General features: G+C 51.1%; 13 protein-coding genes. 7 read left to right on the forward strand and 6 right to left on the reverse strand.

Going from position 1 to position 18,754, the window contains the following annotated elements:
- Positions 1-162 precede the first annotated feature (162 nt).
- From J0X21_RS05205 to J0X21_RS05220, 4 genes are all read right to left on the reverse strand, one after another.
- Complete coding sequence (locus J0X21_RS05205) at positions 163-966, reverse strand: Cof-type HAD-IIB family hydrolase (RefSeq protein ID WP_206811137.1); 804 nt, start codon at positions 964-966, stop codon at positions 163-165.
- Positions 967-1,124: 158 nt separating this feature from the next.
- Positions 1,125-3,938: an excinuclease ABC subunit UvrA gene (gene uvrA / locus J0X21_RS05210; protein WP_206811138.1), complete on the reverse strand. Its 2,814-nt coding sequence runs from the start codon at positions 3,936-3,938 to the stop codon at positions 1,125-1,127.
- Positions 3,939-4,239: 301 nt separating this feature from the next.
- A complete protein-coding gene (gene uvrB / locus J0X21_RS05215; protein WP_206811139.1) occupies positions 4,240-6,306 on the reverse strand; it encodes an excinuclease ABC subunit UvrB in 2,067 nt (688 codons plus the stop codon).
- 121 nt (positions 6,307-6,427) lie between these two features.
- On the reverse strand, positions 6,428-7,978 hold the full coding sequence (locus tag J0X21_RS05220) for a substrate-binding domain-containing protein (RefSeq protein ID WP_206811140.1): 1,551 nt from the start codon (positions 7,976-7,978) through the stop codon (positions 6,428-6,430).
- A gap of 179 nt (positions 7,979-8,157) precedes the next feature.
- Here J0X21_RS05220 and J0X21_RS05225 point away from each other — a divergent pair, with 179 nt between their 5' ends.
- The 6 genes from J0X21_RS05225 (at position 8,158) to J0X21_RS05250 (ending at position 14,639) form a co-directional block, all read left to right on the forward strand.
- Positions 8,158-8,496 (forward strand): phage holin family protein, encoded by a 339-nt coding sequence (locus tag J0X21_RS05225; RefSeq protein WP_206811141.1) that lies wholly within the window; start codon positions 8,158-8,160, stop codon positions 8,494-8,496.
- A 39-nt stretch (positions 8,497-8,535) separates the two neighbouring features.
- A complete protein-coding gene (locus J0X21_RS05230; protein ID WP_206811142.1) occupies positions 8,536-9,378 on the forward strand; it encodes an HDOD domain-containing protein in 843 nt (280 codons plus the stop codon).
- A gap of 67 nt (positions 9,379-9,445) precedes the next feature.
- Positions 9,446-11,128: a sensor histidine kinase gene (locus J0X21_RS05235; protein WP_206811143.1), complete on the forward strand. Its 1,683-nt coding sequence runs from the start codon at positions 9,446-9,448 to the stop codon at positions 11,126-11,128.
- Between the two features lie 46 nt (positions 11,129-11,174).
- Entirely contained in the window at positions 11,175-11,960 is a 786-nt protein-coding gene (locus J0X21_RS05240; protein ID WP_206811144.1) for a LytR/AlgR family response regulator transcription factor, read from the forward strand.
- Between the two features lie 444 nt (positions 11,961-12,404).
- Positions 12,405-14,225, forward strand: a complete 1,821-nt coding sequence (locus J0X21_RS05245; RefSeq protein WP_206811145.1) for a carbon starvation CstA family protein — start codon at positions 12,405-12,407, stop codon at positions 14,223-14,225.
- Positions 14,226-14,324: 99 nt separating this feature from the next.
- A complete protein-coding gene (locus tag J0X21_RS05250) occupies positions 14,325-14,639 on the forward strand; it encodes a hypothetical protein (RefSeq protein ID WP_206811146.1) in 315 nt (104 codons plus the stop codon).
- Positions 14,640-14,650: 11 nt separating this feature from the next.
- On the opposite strand, the gene J0X21_RS05255 is transcribed toward J0X21_RS05250, so the two are convergent.
- On the reverse strand, positions 14,651-15,688 hold the full coding sequence (locus J0X21_RS05255; RefSeq protein ID WP_206811147.1) for a hypothetical protein: 1,038 nt from the start codon (positions 15,686-15,688) through the stop codon (positions 14,651-14,653).
- Between the two features lie 253 nt (positions 15,689-15,941).
- Here J0X21_RS05255 and J0X21_RS05260 point away from each other — a divergent pair, with 253 nt between their 5' ends.
- On the forward strand, positions 15,942-17,024 hold the full coding sequence (locus tag J0X21_RS05260) for a serine hydrolase (RefSeq protein ID WP_236006100.1): 1,083 nt from the start codon (positions 15,942-15,944) through the stop codon (positions 17,022-17,024).
- Positions 17,025-17,139: 115 nt separating this feature from the next.
- Here the strand turns inward: J0X21_RS05260 and J0X21_RS05265 are convergent, their stop codons facing one another.
- Positions 17,140-18,741, reverse strand: coding sequence for a methyl-accepting chemotaxis protein (locus tag J0X21_RS05265; RefSeq protein WP_206811149.1), 1,602 nt, complete (start codon positions 18,739-18,741; stop codon positions 17,140-17,142).
- Positions 18,742-18,754: the final 13 nt, after the last annotated feature.

Here is an 18,754-nt window from a genome sequence, read left to right on the forward strand (position 1 = left end):
GAGATAATCGCCGAAGCCGCACAACACCAGAGAATCTCTTCGCGGCGAAGGATGCGGGTAATGCACCTTGGCTATTTTCATCCATCAGTGGTGCCGCATAGCGGCATGGGAGTCTGACTACTGACTCCTGAATTCTGGCTCCTGACTCCTGACTCCTGACACCTATTTCAGCACGTAGCGTTCGATTGCCTGGGCGACCCCGTCTTCCTCATTGGTTCCGGTGATGACATCCGCTATTTTCCTGACCTCCGGGCGGGCATTCCCCATGGCTACCCCTAGTCCGGCGTAGGTTATCATCTCGACGTCATTGAGACTGTCCCCTACGGCCATCACTTCCTCCTGCTTCACTCCAAACTTCCTGGCCAGCGCGGCTAAAGCTACCCCTTTATTCACTTCGGCATTAATAAGCTCCAGGAAAAAGGGTTTGGACTTGGTGACATGAATATCCCGGCCGAAACTCTCCCGCAAAACAGGGGCAAACGCATCCAGGCGGGCTTCTTCATCGATGATCAGGATTTTCTCTACCCCTTCGGGCTCAGCAGCCAAAACCGCGGCCAGATCGGCTTCCTCAATATTGACGCTGGCAATGCGTTCATATTCCTGTGTCCATTCCGTAACCTTCTGCACCATCACCCGGTCCCGTAAATATACCTGGGCATAAAGCCCTTGCTGTTCAATCCGGTTCAGAAGCTCGGCCGCCAAGGCGGAAGGAATCACCTTGCGAAAAAAGATTTCCCCGCTTAAAGCCTGAGAAATCAGAGCCCCATGATAGGTAATAACCGGCACATCGACCCCCAATTGCTCAGCATAAGGCTTAGCTGAAATGGTCATGCGCCCGGTCGCAATCGTTAAATTGACACCTTGCTCCCGTGCGGCCTGAATTGCCTTCACCGTGCGGGAGGATATGGTCCAATCATCGCGCAGCAACGTATCGTCAAGATCCATGGCAACCAGGCGAATCGCCATCCGTAATCCCCCCTAAATCGCAGTCCGAGGTCCGAAGTCCGAGGTCCGTCCTAACTGAATTCTAACTCCTGAATTCTGACTCCTGAATTCTGACTCCTGAATTCTGACTCCTGAATTCTGACTCCTGAATTCTGACTCCTGAATTCTGACTCCTGAAATCACAGATATCGCTTCAGAAACTGCCCCGTGTACGAGCCAGGATAGGCGGCTACTTCTTCCGGGGTGCCGGCGATTACGACTTCTCCGCCCCGGTCTCCGCCTTCCGGCCCTAAATCAATCAGATAATCCGCCGTTTTTATCACGTCCAGATTATGCTCGATCACCAGGACGGTATCTCCGCCTTCCACCAAGCGGTGCAAAACCTCAAGCAGGCGGTCAACGTCCGCCATATGCAGACCGGTTGTCGGTTCATCCAGGATGTAAATGGTTCTCCCGGTGCTGCGGCGGCTCAATTCCGTCGCCAGCTTGACCCGCTGCGCTTCCCCGCCGGAGAGCGTAGTGGCCGGCTGTCCGAGCTTGATGTAGCCTAAGCCCACATCCTGCAGGGTCTGAAGCTTGCGCTGGATCTTCGGCACTGCCTGGAAAAAGACGAGAGCCTCATCCACTGTCATGTCCAAGACCTGGGCAATGTTTTTGCCTTTATAGTGTACTTCCAGGGTCTCCCGGTTATATCTCTGCCCGCGGCACACTTCACACGGGACATAGACATCAGGCAAAAAGTGCATTTCAATTTTAATGATCCCGTCCCCGTGGCAGGCCTCACAGCGCCCGCCCTTGACATTGAAGCTGAAGCGCCCGGGCTTGTAGCCGCGCACTTTGGCTTCCGGCGTCTGGGAAAAAAGCTCGCGGATGAAGTCAAAAACCCCGGTATAAGTGGCCGGATTCGAGCGCGGGGTGCGCCCGATCGGGGACTGGTCAATATCAATGACTTTGTCCAGGTACTCCATCCCCTGGATTTTGGCAAAAGCCCCCGGGCGCTGGCGTGAGCCGTTCAAACGGGCAGCCAGCCCTTTATATATGATGTCATTGACCAAAGTGCTTTTGCCTGAGCCGGAAACTCCGGTCACACACGTAAACACCCCGAGCGGAACTTCGACAGTTATTTGTTTGAGGTTGTTTTCTTCAGCACCCAAGACTTTAAGCCATTTCCCGTTGGGAGTCCGGCGCACTAAGGGTACCGGAATTTTTCTCTTTCCGCTCAGGTATTGTCCGGTGACAGATTCCGGCGTGTTCAGAATCTCCTCCAATGTTCCCTGGGCTACAACCTGGCCTCCATGCGCTCCGGCCCCCGGGCCGATATCTATAATATGGTCCGCAGCCAGCATGGTATCCTCATCATGCTCCACCACCAACAGGGTATTGCCCAAGTCACGCAAACGCTGCAAGGTGGAGAGCAAACGGGCATTGTCCCGCTGGTGCAGTCCGATGCTGGGTTCATCCAGGACATAGAGCACCCCCATGAGGCTGGAGCCGATTTGAGTGGCCAGGCGGATGCGCTGGGCCTCCCCGCCGGAAAGCGTCCCGGCGGCCCGGTTAAGCGTGAGGTAATCCAGACCCACATTTACCAAGAAGCCAAGGCGCTCCCGAATCTCCTTCAAGACTTGGTGGGCAATTGTCTGTTCTTTTTCCGTAAGCTTTAGGGACTCTAAAAACTGTAGGCTCTCTGTCACCGGCAGCCGCGTTAAGTCATCGATCGACATATCCCCGACCTTGACGGCCAAAGCCTCCGGTTTGAGGCGCCTGCCCTGGCAGACCGGGCAGGGGCGTTCACTCATATACTGTTCAATCTCCGTGCGCACCGCGTCTGAGCTGGACTCCCGGTAACGCCGCTCGAAATATGGAATAAGCCCTTCAAACGGAGCGTGATAAATCTTGGGCTGGTCAAAGACATTGACATAACGGAAGCGCACCGGCACCTTGGTCCCGTGGAGCAGCCCCTGCCATTGCTCCTCAGTGAAATCCTTAACGGGAGTATCCATGCTAAAGCCTAAAACCTGGGCCACGCCTTCCAGCAGGTTCGGGTAATAATCGGACACAGAGCGGGCCCAGGGCGCAATCGCCCCCTCGCGCAAGGTTTTGCGCCGGTCCGGAATGACCAGGTCAATATCCACTTCCAGATTGGCCCCCAGCCCGGTACAGGCGGGGCAGGCTCCAAAGGGGCTGTTAAACGAGAACAGGCGCGGGGAAATTTCTTCTAAGGCAATGCCGCAGTCCGGGCAGGCAAAGTTTTCGCTGAACAAGACCTCCCCGCCATCCATTCGTTGGGCGATTACGTTCCCCTCGCCCAACTGAAGCGCGGTTTCCAAAGAATCAGCGAGGCGCGCGGCGCTGTCCGGCTTGAGCGCAATCCGGTCGATGATCACATCAATGGAGTGCTTCTTATTCTTCTCCAGTTTAATCTCGTCATTGATATCATAGGTCTCTCCATCCACCCGTACCCGGACGTATCCGGCCTTGCGGATTTCCTCCAGAACTTTGGCGTGTTCCCCTTTTTTCCCTTTGATTACCGGAGCCAAGATCTGCAGGCGCGTCTTCTCCGGCCAGGCCATAATCTGGTCTACCATCTGCTGCACGGTCTGGCGGCTGATTTCCCGGCCGCAGCGGGGACAATGGGGATGCCCGATGCGGGCATAAAGCAGGCGCAAGTAATCGTAGACCTCGGTTACCGTACCTACGGTAGAGCGCGGGTTGCGGCTGGTTGTCTTCTGGTCGATGGAAATCGCCGGAGACAACCCCTCGATATAATCCACATCCGGCTTGTCCATCTGCCCCAGGAACTGGCGGGCATAAGCCGAGAGAGACTCGACATAGCGCCGCTGCCCCTCGGCATAGATGGTATCGAAAGCTAAGGAGGACTTGCCGGAACCGGACAAGCCGGTGATGACCACCAGTTTGTCGCGGGGAATGTCCACATCAATATTTTTTAAGTTATGGGCGCGGGCGCCGCGCACCTTCAAGTAATCTTGGCTCATAAGTCCTCCAGATTTATATTACGAAAATATAATGGACGAAATACAGGCCCGCTCACCACGCGCCGGATGCTCGAACAGCGTGAAGCTGTTCGCCGAAGGATCGAAGTTTGTCGGCTCCGCTGACGCATCCGAAACCCTTTTGCTTTCTGCATGTGCGCCGCGTTGTGTGCCGTCCATGGCACACGCGGCATCAGTCCATCCGTGGACTAGTCCCGTCGGTGCGTCTAACGCTACGCCGACTACACTCGCTTAACGCTCCTTTGCTCAAACGGTTCGCTAAGCTTGTATTTCGCCATACTAATTAGCGTTTAGCTCTCTTCGCGGTCTTGGCAGCGTTGGCTGGGCCGGAGGCGGAGGCTTTGCGGGTGTCATAGCGGGAGCTGCGGCGCTGGACGGGCAGGCGCAGCTTGTTCTCTTCTCCTTTGAGTTCGATTATGAGGTCGCGCAGTTCAGCGGCCCTTTCAAATTCCAGATTCTTCGCCGCCTCACGCATTTCTTGCTCGAGAGCGCGGATGGCGGTTGCCAGTTCCTCAGGAGAGAGTTTACCCCCGTATGCCTGTTTCTTCTCTGCGACCATGGTCGCTTCCGGCACTTCGTACACGGGCTTGCGGATGGTTTGCGGAACAATGCCCATTGTTTCATTATAGGCCTTTTGGATTTTACGCCGGCGTTCCGTTTCGGAAATAGCCACCTTCATCGATTCGGTGACGCTGTCGGCATACATAATCACCTGACCGCCGGCATTGCGGGCCGCGCGTCCGATGGTCTGAATCAGGGAACGCTCCGCCCGCAGGAAGCCTTCTTTGTCCGCGTCCAGGATGGCGACCAGCGACACCTCCGGCAAATCCAGACCCTCGCGCAATAGGTTGATCCCCACAACGACATCGACCACCCCGAGCCTCAGCTCGCGCAGGATTTCCACCCGCTCCAGCGTTGTGATGTCCGAGTGCAAGTATTTTACTTTCAGCTCCAGGTTTTTCAGGTAATCTGTCAGTTCCTCCGCCATCTTTTTGGTCAGAGTGGTTACTAAGACCCTCTCCTGGCGGGCAATCCGCTTGTTAATCTCACCCACTAAATCGTCAATCTGCCCTTTGGTCGGGCGCACAAAAATTTCCGGGTCCAGCAGCCCGGTCGGCCGGATAATTTGCTCCACCAAGACAGGGCAATGCTCGAGTTCGTACGGCCCCGGGGTGGCGCTTACATAAACACGCTGGGGCACCAGCCGCTCGAACTCGGCAAACTTCAAGGGGCGGTTGTCGAGAGCGGACGGGAGGCGGAAGCCGAAATCCACCAGGGTGGTCTTGCGCGAGCGGTCCCCTTCATACATCCCGCGCACCTGGGGCAGGGTCACATGGGATTCATCCACAAACAACAGAAAATCCTCCGGGAAGTAATGGAGCAAGGTATAGGGAGTTTCCCCCGCGGCCCGGAAGGTGAGGTGGCGGGAATAATTCTCTACCCCATTGCAGAAGCCCATTTCCCTGAGCATTTCCAGGTCGTAGCGTGTTCTCTGCTCAAGCCGCTGGGCTTCTAAGAGCTTGTTTTCAGACTTTAAATAGGCCAGTCTCTCCTCCAGTTCAGCTTCAATATTGTCACAGGCTGCCAGCAGCTTCTCCCGGGCCGTCACATAGTGGGAATTTGGGAAAATAGAGACATGCCGGCGCTCGCCGAGAATCTCCCCGGTCAGCACGTTAATTTCATAAATATGCTCGATCTCATCACCGAACAGCTCAACCCGGATCGCCTGTTCTGAAGCTGAGGCGGGATAAATTTCGACCACATCCCCCCGTGCGCGGAACGTCCCGCGCACGAAGGCGATATCATTGCGGTCATACTGAATGGATACCAGCTTGCGCAACATATCGTCCCGGTCGAGCTCCTGCCCTTGGCGCAAAGACAAGACCAAATCACGGTATTCATCCGGAGAACCCAAACCGTAGATACAGGAAACGCTGGCGACCACAATGACATCCCGCCGTTCAAAGAGGGACGCTGTGGCCGAGTGGCGAAGCTTTTCGATCTCATCATTAATCGAAGCGTCTTTTTCAATATAGGTGTCGCTGGAAGGAACATACGCTTCAGGCTGATAATAATCGTAATAACTGACAAAGTATTCGACTGCGTTCTCCGGGAAAAACTCTTTGAATTCACTATAAAGCTGGGCGGCCAGGGTCTTATTATGCGCCAGCACCAAGGTCGGCTTCTGAACCTCAGCAATAATGCTTGCCATCGTATAGGTTTTGCCGGACCCTGTGACTCCTAAAAGGGTCTGGTGTTTTTTCCCGTCCCTGACGCCTTGTGCTAAACTCTCAATCGCCTGCGGTTGGTCCCCTGATGGTTTATACGGTGCATGCAGACGAAATTCCATAAGTGTTTTACTCCTTACTTTCCTTGGATAAATTTAACTAGCTTATAAATCGTAATAAGTCTAAATTAAATTATATCACTCCGGGAAGTAAAGAGCCAAACTTTCCTTTATTCGTTGTCCGTCAACCTGGTGAATTATTTCCTCCATTTTCTCCGCCATTCTTTTTATCTTTTTGGTCTCCTTGTTCCTTATCTCCGTTCTTCCCGTCCTGGCCTGAAGTTTGGGATTGCTTTTGACTGGCGGAGGGTTGGTTTTGCAGAAGCATTTCAGGCGGAATCGTACGCACTTGCTCATTAGCGTTTTTCTCTGTCCCGATGACTTTACCTTGTGCATCCAAATATTCTCTGGTCGTCTCGGTGCGCACCCGTTCCGTAACTTTTTGAACTCCGGCCGGGAGTCCGGTTGATGGCTGCTGTCCACCGGACTGACTTTGATTTTGCCCGCCTTGGGCGCTTTGGCCTGATGCATTTTGGCTGCCTTGACTTTGCCCTTGATTGGCTTGTCCCTGGCCTTGTTGTCCTTGCTTCCCTGACTGGTCTTGCTGCTGCCCGGCCGCCTGTTCCTGAGCGGCGGCATTCAAGGTCGTCACGTAGCTTTTTTGGACTAAAGCTATATTTTCCGGTGTTACCGGCTTCACCGGGAGAATCTTGGCCGGAATTTCTCCTCCATCACTGGGGATAGAACTTGTGATATCCAAAGGTTCATTTTTGACAATCTTTTGAGCCCATTGATAGGCGTTGACACCTAATAAATAGGGAGAAGTATCTACATCCGCTATTTGCCCGCCGGAGGCCATTCTTTGCAGGGATTGAATATTGGCCTGCCCGTTCACTAAGAAAACTTTATCGGCTAACTGCATCTGCTTCAGGACCTCTGAAGCCTGAGCCGACAATTTCTCGGTCTGCGCCAAGACTCCTTGAACTTTGCCCGGATTTTTCTGGAGGTAATCAATAAAGCTTTGCCTGGCCACGGATTCTGACCCGGGAGGGCTGCCAATAACCACGAGATTGATTTTCGGATTTTTGCTCAAAACAGCTTTAGCCCCCGCCACCAGGCTCTGGGAAGCGCTGTCATTGGGATCAGCCTGCAAGAATATCAACTGGCCTTCCTGCATCTTAGCTAAAGCGCTTTCCGCCATGAGCTGGCCCACGCTTTCGGGATTTGACAGCACGACACCTACCGGTTTCACCCCTGAAGGCACTTGTCCGATGGTTAGAATGGGTACTTTGCTTTGGCTGGCCGCTTGCAATAAATTTTGGGATTTCCCCCCTTGGTATATCAAAACCTTGGCCCCTTGCAGCGGATCATCATTTTGGTTTGAACTCTGGCTGCTTTCATTCGATCCGGACTTGGATTTAGCGTTGGATTTCGAGCCGGAGGACTGTCCGGAGCTGCCCTTAGACTGTTGATTGTTGCCCGCTCCTTGGGATTGGGCCGCACTTGCAGATAAATATTTTACTTCCATATTTTCCTTTTTAGCCATATCTTCGATCCCTTTTTGAATAAGTATTTTATTGGGATCCTCGTCATTTAGAGCTACTCCGATGACTTGCTTAGAATCAGATGTTTTTGGGGAAGAAGTTTTCTTTTTATTTCCTAAAAGGTCTTGTAGACCGCAGCCTGTTAAGGTTAAACTTAAAAGTAGAGTTAATAGGATATAAAAGAATCGCATAGGACACGCCTCCTCCCGTAAGTACTCAGTTGATTAGGAGTCAGGAGTCAGGAGCCGAATAACAAAACGAAATTTTAATTCTATTTCACATTCTGATTACTGAATTCTGGCTACTGAATTCTTTCAGCATTTAGTTTTCCCGCGGACATCTTAAAAATTCGGAAATAAAGGATGGTACGATGCTAAGCTTTTTGGTAAAACTGCTCATTAATTCCATGGCTTTAATTTTAACAACTTTATTTGTTCCGGGGCTGCACCTGGCCCGCTTTTCCACGGCGATCTGGGCCGCCCTGGTTTGGGGTTTAGTCAACAGCTTGATCCGCCCAGTTCTTTCCTTTTTTACCTTTCCCCTTCAGCTTGTTACTTTGGGCCTATTTACTCTAATCCTTAACGGGCTTATGCTGGCATTGACGGCCAAACTCGTTCCGGGCTTCAGCATCCGCAGCTTTTCCAGCGCAGTGATAGGGTCGGTGGTGTTAAGCATCATTAGTTTGGTACTGACCCATTTGTTTGATTAGGCTTCGTGAATATTTAGACAAGACTGGAGGGATTACAAGATGCCTGTTAAATTAGAACACATCCTGAAACGGGTTCAAGCCCTTCCCGCCTTGCCCGCCTCAGCCATGCGCGTCATTGCTCTGACCAAAAACCCCGAGACCAATATTAAAGATTTGCAGGCGGTAATCGCCCAAGATCCGGCCTTAGCCGCAGGTATTTTACGCCAGGCCAATTCGTCCTATTATGGGTATGCCCGCCGTATTTCCTCCCTGCAGGACGGAATCATGATTCTGGGCTTTCAAGCCATCCAGGGTCTGGCGATGGCCTCAGCAGTCGCTCCTATCCTTAAGGTAAACCTCGCCGGGTATGAGATCGATCAGGAAGGGTTGTGGCAGCACTCCATGCTTACAGCCATGACTGCCAAAAAGCTATGTAAAATCTTAAAACTCCCGCATGGGGATACTGCCTTTACGGCCGGCCTTTTGCACGATATCGGCAAAATTATTATTACGGTCTATCTCCAGGAAATCGGTTCCTATATACTCAAAAAAATAAATGACTCCAGCCTGACCTATGCAGAACTGGAGGAAAAAGTCATCGGTTTCGGCCACGCCACCGTTGGCGGATTTATTGCCAAACACTGGAACCTGCCCCCAGAGTTAGTGAGCGCCATTTCTTATCACCATACCCTCCCTTCCGAGGATCCGCACCCGGATGTTACCGCCGTTGTACATATTGCCAATTCTCTAGCCAATACGATGGGCGTTGGAGGCGGGGTCGACAGCTTCCTCAATCCTTTAGAGGAAAAGGCCTTAGCACGTTTTCAACTGACGGAAGCTGATTTGGAACTCCTCATGGCGGAAATGGGCGAGCTTCTCTCAGATCCGTCTTTGTTCGGGTAAACCTTAAACAGTTCACACCAAGACAAACTAGCAAAACAGGCGTATACTTGTGTTGGTGGTGAATATGATGCCGTTTGACTTATTTTTTAAACTTGCCCAAAATACGAGTGTTATCGTGACGATTGCTTACCTCTTAAGTAAAACGAAAATTTTTAAAAATGCCATGCTCCTGCGCAATAACCGGCTGGAAAAGCTTTTCCTGATTGCCATCTTCAGTGCGATCGGGATCATGGGCACGTATACGGGGATTTCGATCAAAGGGGCTTTAGCCAACTCACGGGTGATTGGCGTCGTGGTAGGATCTTTGCTGGGAGGGCCGGTGGTCGGGATTGGGGCTGCGCTGATTGCAGGCTTGCACCGTTACCTTATCGGAGGGTTTACGGCGTTCTCATGTTCGATCGCAACGGTGGCAGAAGCCGGTTTCGCGGCCGTATATGTGCGCAAAATGAATCCTAAAAGCCTCACTTGGAAGACGGGGTTGTTCATCGGGGTTGTGACTGAAACTTTGCAGATGCTCATCATCTTGGCAACGGCGCGCCCGTTTGCGGCGGCTTGGGACTTAGTTGAGACGATTGGACTCCCTATGATCGTAATGAATTCAATCGGAATTGCCATTTTCGTGGTGATCGCCCGCAATTCGATTGAAGAGGAAGAGAAGGCAGGAGCATTACAAGCCCAGAAAGCGCTCGAAATTGCCAAGGTTACTTTGCCTATCTTAAGAAAAGGACTGCAAGAAGAGAGCGCCAGGCAAGTGGCTCAGATCATTTTTGACAGGGCGGAAGTGGAGGCCGTAGCGATCACCAACCGTGAGGTCATCCTCGCCCATATAGGGAACGGTTGTTCCCATCATTTAGCCGGTTCCCCGATCATGACCAAGGCTACCCAAGAAGCAATGGATACGGGCGAGATGAAGCTGGCTCAAGTAAAGGAAGAAATCGGCTGCCGCGATCATGCCTGTACCCTGCGTTCGGCCGTGATCGTCCCGCTGTATAGCCGAGGCGACATTATCGGAACGTTGAAACTTTACCGGGGCCGGGATCACGGGATCGGAAGCGTAGAGATTGAGCTGGCCCAAGGACTGGCCGGCTTGTTTTCAACCCAGTTGGAACTCGCAGCCTTGGAAGAACAGTCGAGACGGGTGGCAAAAGCGGAGCTTCAGGCACTTCAAGCCCAGATCAACCCCCATTTTTTGTTTAATGCCTTAAATACGATCGTTTCACTCGTGCGTACAGACGGAGAAAAAGCACGAAAACTCTTAATTCAGCTGGGGGATTTTTTTCGCAAAAACATCCAGCGGAGAGACAAGTTTGTGAGCCTGCGTGAGGAATTGGAGCATATCAGGGCTTACCTGAGCATTGAACAGGCCCGTTTTGGGGATAGTTTGAATGTAGTGGAAGAGATTGCTCCCGAAGCCGAAGATTGGCTCGTTCCGCCACTAACCCTTCAGCCCCTGGTGGAAAATTCCATCAAGCACGGGATTTATCCCAAGGTAAACGGAGGAACCGTCAACATCCGTTGCTGGGTCGAACAACATGTATTGCGAGTTGTTATCGAAGATGACGGAGTGGGGATTGAACAAGCCAAGCTGGAGGCGATACGGCAAAAACGGTATATTTCGCCGACCGGGGCGGGTGTGGGTTTAAGCAATATCAATGACCGCCTCAAATATTTATACGGATCCGAATTGGAGATTCAGAGTGAACAGGGGCGAGGCACCCGAGTATCAATCAACATACCCGCACAGACTTAGGAAAGTATCATGCATGATTATTGAGGCCAACGAGGAGTGAAACCGGATGCGCGTGGTGATCGTTGATGATGAATCCCCGGCGCGGGATGAATTAAAATACCTGTTGGAACAAATGGAGAATGTGGATATTATAGGCCTGGCGCGCAACGGTCAAGAAGCTTTGGCCATCATTCCCGAGCTACGACCGGACGTGGTCTTTTTGGATATTCAGATGCCGGATATATCCGGACTTAGTGTGGCACGGGAATTGTATCAGCGCCTGGGCCCGGAACTTTTTCCTTTATTAGTCTTTGCCACTGCGTACGACCAACATGCTTTGGAAGCGTTTGAGGTCAATGCGGCCGACTATGTGTTGAAGCCTTTCAGTGAGGAAAGGCTGCAGCAAACGGTTCAACGCCTGAAACACAGTCTCCAGGAAAGAGGATGTCCTCCGGAACAAGTAGAGGGTACCCGGCTTGATAGAGAGAAATTAGATCGCATCCTTTCTCTCTTGGAAAGTCCGTCCCCAAAGGCCAAGCTTCCCGTTGAGGAAAATGAACGAATGATTCTGCTGAATGCGGAGGAAATTGTTTTTGCCGGGATCGAAGGTCGGCATGTGCTCATCAAAACACTGGATGCTTCGTACGCTACGAATTATTCTTTAAGCGAGTTGGAAGAACGTCTTGGCCTAGTGCAGACTCATAAGAGCTATTTAGTCAATAAAGAAATGGTGCGGGAAATCGTCCCTTGGTTTAACGGAACCTATAACCTGATCATGAATGACCGGGATAGATCCCAGATCCCGGTGAGCCGGACGTATGTCAAGTCTGTCAAGCAGGCACTGAAGATATAAAGCAAGTTTCTAAGATTAGGTATTCAGAATTCAGGAGTCAGACTTCCATGCCGCTATGCGGCACCACTGATGGATGAAAATAGCCAAGGTGCATTACCCGCTCACCACGCGCCGGAGCTGTTCGCTTGTTGATTCAGCTACAGCGCCAAACCTTAGGGTAATACCTGAAGTGAACCGTGACGCTGCTTAACGCTGAATCAACTGCGCTCTCGACGCTCCTCTGCTCTACGGTTCGCTAAGTAATTGCCCCTCGTCTATTTTCAGGGCAGAAGTCAGAAGCATTTTGAAAGTTGGAACCAAAAACGTGCAACTTAAGCACGTTTTTTTGCATGTTTTGCACACTTTCCCTCTAAAGATCCGATTTGAAGTATGATTTCAATGAGCATTAACCTTAGGGTAAATGCTTGTGCAATAATTTAATTTTTCCGAAAAGGGGGATATACCATGCGTGCACTTTATCTATTGATTGCGGCAGCCAGTATCCTGATTATTGGCTATCGCCTCTACGGCACCTTCATGGCGGCTAAAGTTTTAGCGGTCGACCCTCGAATTGCCACTCCGGCTAAACGTCTGGACGACGGCCATGATTATGTACCTACCAATCGCTGGGTAGCGTTTGGACATCATTTTGCAGCAATTGCCGCTGCCGGCCCGCTGGTCGGCCCGGTGCTCGCAGCCCAGTTCGGCTATTTGCCGGGAACACTTTGGATCCTCATCGGCGGCGTTCTCGGCGGAGCAGTCCACGACATGGTCGTACTGTTCGCATCCGTGCGCCACAACGGAGAGTCACTGGCACAAATCGCCAAGAAAGAAGTGGGCCCTGTGACCGGGGTTGCCGCCTCATTTGCGGTCTTGTTTATTCTGCTTATTACCATGGCCGGTTTATCGATTGTTATCGTCAATGCCTTGCACGATAATCCCTGGGGTTCCTTTACGGTCGCAATGACCATTCCGATTGCAATTTTTATTGGGATTTATATGCGCTTTTTACGCCCGGGGAAATTGGGCGAAGCCTCTTTAATCGGGGTGCTTCTCATCTTGCTGGCCGTAGCCTTGGGCCCGGTAGTGAAAAGTTCAGGCCTGGCACCTTACTTCAACTACAGCGCCAATGTCATTAAGATTGCCCTCCCTGCCTACGCCTTTGTCGCAGCGGCGCTTCCGGTCTGGTTCTTACTCGCACCGCGCGACTACTTGAGTTCTTACCTTAAAATCGGAACCATCGGCGCCTTAGCTTTGGGAATCATCTTTGTCAATCCGGTCTTGCACATGCCTGCGGTAACGAAGTTTGTCAACGGCGGAGGTCCTATCATCGCCGGCAAGGTTTGGCCTTTTGTTTTCATTACGATTGCCTGTGGCGCAATCTCCGGCTTCCATAGTCTGATTGCGGCCGGGACCACGCCTAAGATGCTGGAAAGCGAAAAAGATATTAAAATTGTCGGCTTCGGGGCCATGCTGGTGGAATCCTTCGTCGCAATCATGGCCATGATTGCCGCCTCGGTGCTCCCGGTCGGAGACTATTTCGCCATTAACACCATGCCAGACGTCTTTGCCAAGCTCGGCATGGCGGTCGACAAGCTGCCGGTGCTGTCCCAAATGATTGGGGAAAACGTGGCGGGACGCCCAGGCGGGGCAGTATCCCTCGCCGTCGGCATGTCTTATGTATTCTCGAGCATTCCAGGGCTCAATCATCTGGTTGCTTACTGGTATCAATTCGCAATTATGTTTGAAGCGGTATTTATCTTGACTGCTGTGGACGCCGGAACCCGGGCCGCCCGCTACGTAGTCCAAGACATGCTTGGAGTGATAATTAAACCCTTCAAGAAAATCAACTGGTGGCCCGGAGCGATTATCAGTGCAGCTTTGGTCTCTTTTGCCTGGGGCTATCTCCTGTACGGGGGGAATATTTCAACGGTCTGGCCCCTTTTCGGGGTCTCGAACCAGCTGCTCGCCTCCCTGGCCTTAGTGGTTGGAACGACCATCATCTTGAAGAACACAGGAAAGATAACCTACGCCTTGACTACGTTTATCCCGTTCGTCTTTCTCTTCGTGACCACGCTCACCGCATCCTACTATAATGTAACACTGGTTTATCTGCCCAAACACATGACCTTGAATGTCGTGCTGTCAGTTCTCATGGCACTGCTCTCCCTGGTTATTGTGGTGGATTCTGCAATCAAATGGAACCGCTTAATTGCAGACAAAAAAGCTATGACCCGGCAAAAACTCGAACACAATGCCTTGGTACAGGAGTTGAGCGCAAAGTAAGCATCTGTCCCGGAGATTTGCAGTAGAAATAAAGCGGGGCGCAGCGTAACATCTGCGCCCTATTTTTTCAGCACATGTAATGGAAAGGGGATGACCCGGATGTGGAAAATCTCACCGGAGGCGCTGGCATATCTGAATAAACAGCAGATTCAGGAACTTACTGTTGATCAACCTGTTACTGTCAGCGGGTGCTGTATCCAGGTTTCCGAACCACCTGGAGTTAGAGCGGGAGAACCGCTCTGGGACGGATTGCAGCCGGGAGTTCAGGTCGGTGGAGGGTCTTTTGCCGTGCTGGAGGTCGAAGGGATAAAGCTCAATGTACCGTCCCATCTGTCCGGCCTGGACTTAACCATTGATTTGACCCGGTTTTGGCGGCGGGAAAAGCTGGTTATCGAGGGTTGGAATCTGGTCTAGTTTTGCTTCTCTCAGCTCCGTCTTTGTTCGGTTAGAAAGTCAAGCTCCCGCAGGATGCGGTTTAGCAAGTCTTCCCTTAAAGCGTCGACCTTGCTGAAATCCACCGTTTCAATGTATATGTTTTTTAAGAGAGACCTTTGCTCATACCAAGCACGCAGGGTCTCTTTTAATTTGGGACTAAGAGACTGAGTCAGATTTTGATCGGCTAAGTTGTCCGGATTTCCTTGCCAAATGGCTAAATTCCGTTCCGGAAATACAATCCCAATGATCTCATTCGGATTGAGCGGGTGCAGTACCACCTCTATCACCTGCCCCAGCAACTGGGCTTCCCGTAAAAACCAGTTGAGCGCCTCCAGGGTTTCCTCCCCTGCTAAATGAATCTGATCAAATTCCGCTAAGAAATGGGGAGCCAGGTTGAGCCAGCCGTCAGGCGTGACACTATGAAGAAAACAGGGAGTAACAACACTCTTTTGCAATTTATGCAGGGCCTTTTGCACTTGGGACCAGGCACTATTTTCATTCTTGCTGAAATCCCACTGGGTCGGATTATATAAAGAAAACGGCTCTTGACCCTGCTGATCCATCCGTTTGGGTACGTGTTTTGTAAGCAAATGCACCAGTATCTCTTCAATTTCTGTTTGAAGTTCCCTTAATTTTTCTTCCAATATTAAAATTTCCTGGCGCTGATTGAGGAGCTTGCGCCCATCACAAAAGGCACCGAAATCATAGAAATGCTCGACGACGCCGGGAGCACGCCACTGCAGGGGAGAAATTTCTGCAGCATCGAGCATGGTATACCCTTCTCCAGCCAAAGTAAACCCGGCAATCGAGTCCGGGTCGCGGGCAGAGCGGAAAAAATCGAGTCCGTATCCCCGATCCAGAAGCTCCAGCCCAATCATTTTGATTAGGGTAGATTTACCTGTGCCCGGTCCGCCCAGGAGTACATAGGTACGCTCCCAGTTCACCATCATGAGCGGCAGCAAAGATATGTACCCCCTGGAAGTCAGACCCTCAGCAAAATAGTGACGCACGCCCGCCTTCGTGCTCATGCTTTTTGACCCCTCCCGCTGTTTTCTTTCTGTTTTCTTTGTACCAGTCTGAAAGTATAAATTTCTGGTGGCACAAGTGCAACTATGCTTCCGCTTTCGCTACGCTCGGCGCAAGCCGAGTTTTCTTTGTCGGGGTAGTTTATGCACGCAGGAGTGAATAGGTCACCGTTTTTATCTTCACCCAATAATTAAAGGGTACGGGCAGGAAATTTCGGCGTTCATTTAGAAGTATCTAGTAGGAGGGGTTAACTTGATGCAAACTCAGACTGCCGGCAAAGGACCAGGCATCTTCATTATCTTACTGGCCGCTATCTTACTTATTGTTTCAATCACGGTTACCGGCTTGAGTGCTTATGCATTAAACTCCGCGAATGCCTCAGATGCACCGGTTGCGTCTGAACCAATACCAATACATGCGCTCCAAGTCGGAGTTGAAAGAGCGCGCACGGAAGTTTTTAGGAAACAGGCGGAAATCTCCGCTCAAGCTGAAATGGAAAGATTAAAACAACTTGCTTTAGCGGAAGAAGCGCGCCGAAAAGAAGAGCAGCTAAGGCAGGAAGAAGAAGAGCGCAAACAGCAACAAGCCTTGGCTGCAAAATACAAAGCGATGACCCTCGAAGAACGGCTGAAAGACTATCTTGGCAGCAACGTGAATAAGGTAGGAATCGCCTATTATGACCTTACAACAGGAAAGACCCTGTCGATTAACGGAAATAAAACATTTATTGCCGCCAGTACGGTGAAAGTCCCTTTGGTTATGAAGGTCTATGATTTGGTTGCCGGCGGCCAATTACAAGAAACCCAGAAAATTGCCTATGACAAAGAGAAACATTTTGAAGCCGGATCCGGAATCCTTCTGAACCAGGACTTGTCGCAGCCGCTTCCGCTGAATTTGCTGGCGGAATATGCCATCCGTTATTCGGATAATATCGCAACCAATATGCTTATCACCCAGCTCGGGTATAATACTTTCAAGCAAGCGGTGGACGAAAAAGCCGGGATTGTAACCAACCATAGCGGCAACTACATGACCGCCAACGGAGCTATGAATATCCTAAAAAACCTATATACAGAATCCAAGAGCAATTCTAACTATGCAAAAATCATTGGCTGGATGAAGCAGACGGTCTTCCATGATAAGCTTGACCGTTACCTTAACCATGCTATGGTTGCTCATAAAATCGGATTTTACAGGGCAGCCGTCAGTGATATCGGGATCATTTATACCGATAAGCCCTATATTTTAGCCGTCTATACCAATGGGGTCGCTGATCCCAACACCCTGATCGCTGACATTTCGAAGATTATTTATGACCGGCAAGTGGGAAACGAATAGCAATTGGAACAATCATTGTATCAGTTATAAAAAACACCCTCTTGTATTCCTTCAGACATTGTTATCCACCCTAGCTGTTGCATAATACACAACAATGTTGTTTCTATAAAGTTTTTCAGCTGTCTTGGTTCTGCTCGCCGGCTAAAGCCAAGATCCGTTCAGCAGAAAGTGAAACATTCATAAGACCTTTACCCCCTGGACGGCGCGAAACCATAAATTTATAGGGTTTGCCATCCTCCACTCTTTTAATGATAGGAGTTGCAAAATAGTCTGCTTCCCCTGCAGCAACCTTCCGGTAAGCAGGGTTGATGTCATAAATAAGCATGCCTTCTGCCTCGGGTTGAGTGGCAAGTAGATATTTCCCCTCGGCATCGGTCAAATAGATATCATCGACACCGACTTCCGCCAGCAATTGAGTCAAACGGCTTCTGGACAAAGACTCGGCAGCGTCATACTTGGCAATCGCCTTACTGCGGTTCCACATGGTTCTTTCCATGCCTTTTTCTGCAATCCATTGCTGCATCTTGTCCACGGTTATGCTTAGTTCATTGACTGCATCCGTGATTATGGTTAAAGCATTGTTTTGCTCGTCAAGAGCGGCCGCAATCTCCTCGCTCCCTGCTGCGGTAGATTGGGCAGCCGCAGCGATGTCCCTGACTTCAGCGATGAACTCCTGGGTCTGCTCTTGCATTTCCTTAGTAGCCAATTCAATTTCTCCGAGGTGCCCGGCCACGCTGCGGCTTGCTTCAGCGACTTGCTCGAAGGCCAGGATTGCTTGCTGAACGACTTGTAACCCGGTTTCCGCTTCGTCCACGTTTTGCTTTGAGGCTCTATGAACTTCCTGTACCCCGGCAAGAACTAAGGCTAAAGTCTCTTGGATGTTCTCTACGGTTTGCTGGGAATTAGCTGCGAGCTTTTTTACTTCCTCAGCCACCACAGCAAAACCGCGCCCGGCCTCGCCTGCCCGGGCAGCTTCAATGGCGGCATTCAGAGCCAAGAGGTTTGTTTGCGCAGCAATAGCGGAAATCGCTGCCAACATATTCTCAATCCCCGCGGTATGGTTTTCCAGACGTTTAACCGCATTCTCAGTATCTAGAGCTTCCGCTTTTACCCTTTTCATGGCTGGTGTCAACTCGGCGGTGGCTTGGAGGCCGCTGGTAGCTGAAGAAGCTGTGTGTTCTGTGTTCCGAGCCAATTCCACAATACGATTGCTAACACCGTTAACTTTCTCCTCCAAGGTTTGGGCAAGCAGATTGAGGCGTTCGGCACTGTTGGCTTGGACTTGGTTGTTCCGGACGATTTCCGCAAAAGCGGCCCCGATTTCATGGGCACTTAAGCGTGTCTCTTCGCTGGATTGGGAAAGTTCAGCCATACTAGTGTGAACAGAAAGAGAAAATTTAGCCGTCGATGCCAGAAACAAACGGGCATTTTGCCGAGCATTCCCCACGGCCTGGGCAAGGATATGTAAGAGTCTGCGGGAACCGGGTGGGGGGAGGAAATAATCTCCCGCAGACCACTCTTGCAAAAATAAAGTTAAGGACTCCAAATCGCGCCATAAAAACCGTTCGAGCCAGAAGAGGAATCCAAGGCTGACGACAGCGATCTCCGCTGGAACTAAAAATTTAAGCGGAATGTAAAGAGAGAACAAGGAAAATATGCTATGGATCAAAGCAAAACCTAAAACAATCCCTAAACGCACATACCAACGTCCGGACAAACAAATGCAACCT

Origin of the sequence: Paradesulfitobacterium ferrireducens (assembly GCF_017310645.1) — a bacterium.
Lineage (GTDB): Bacteria > Bacillota > Desulfitobacteriia > Desulfitobacteriales > Desulfitobacteriaceae > Paradesulfitobacterium > Paradesulfitobacterium ferrireducens.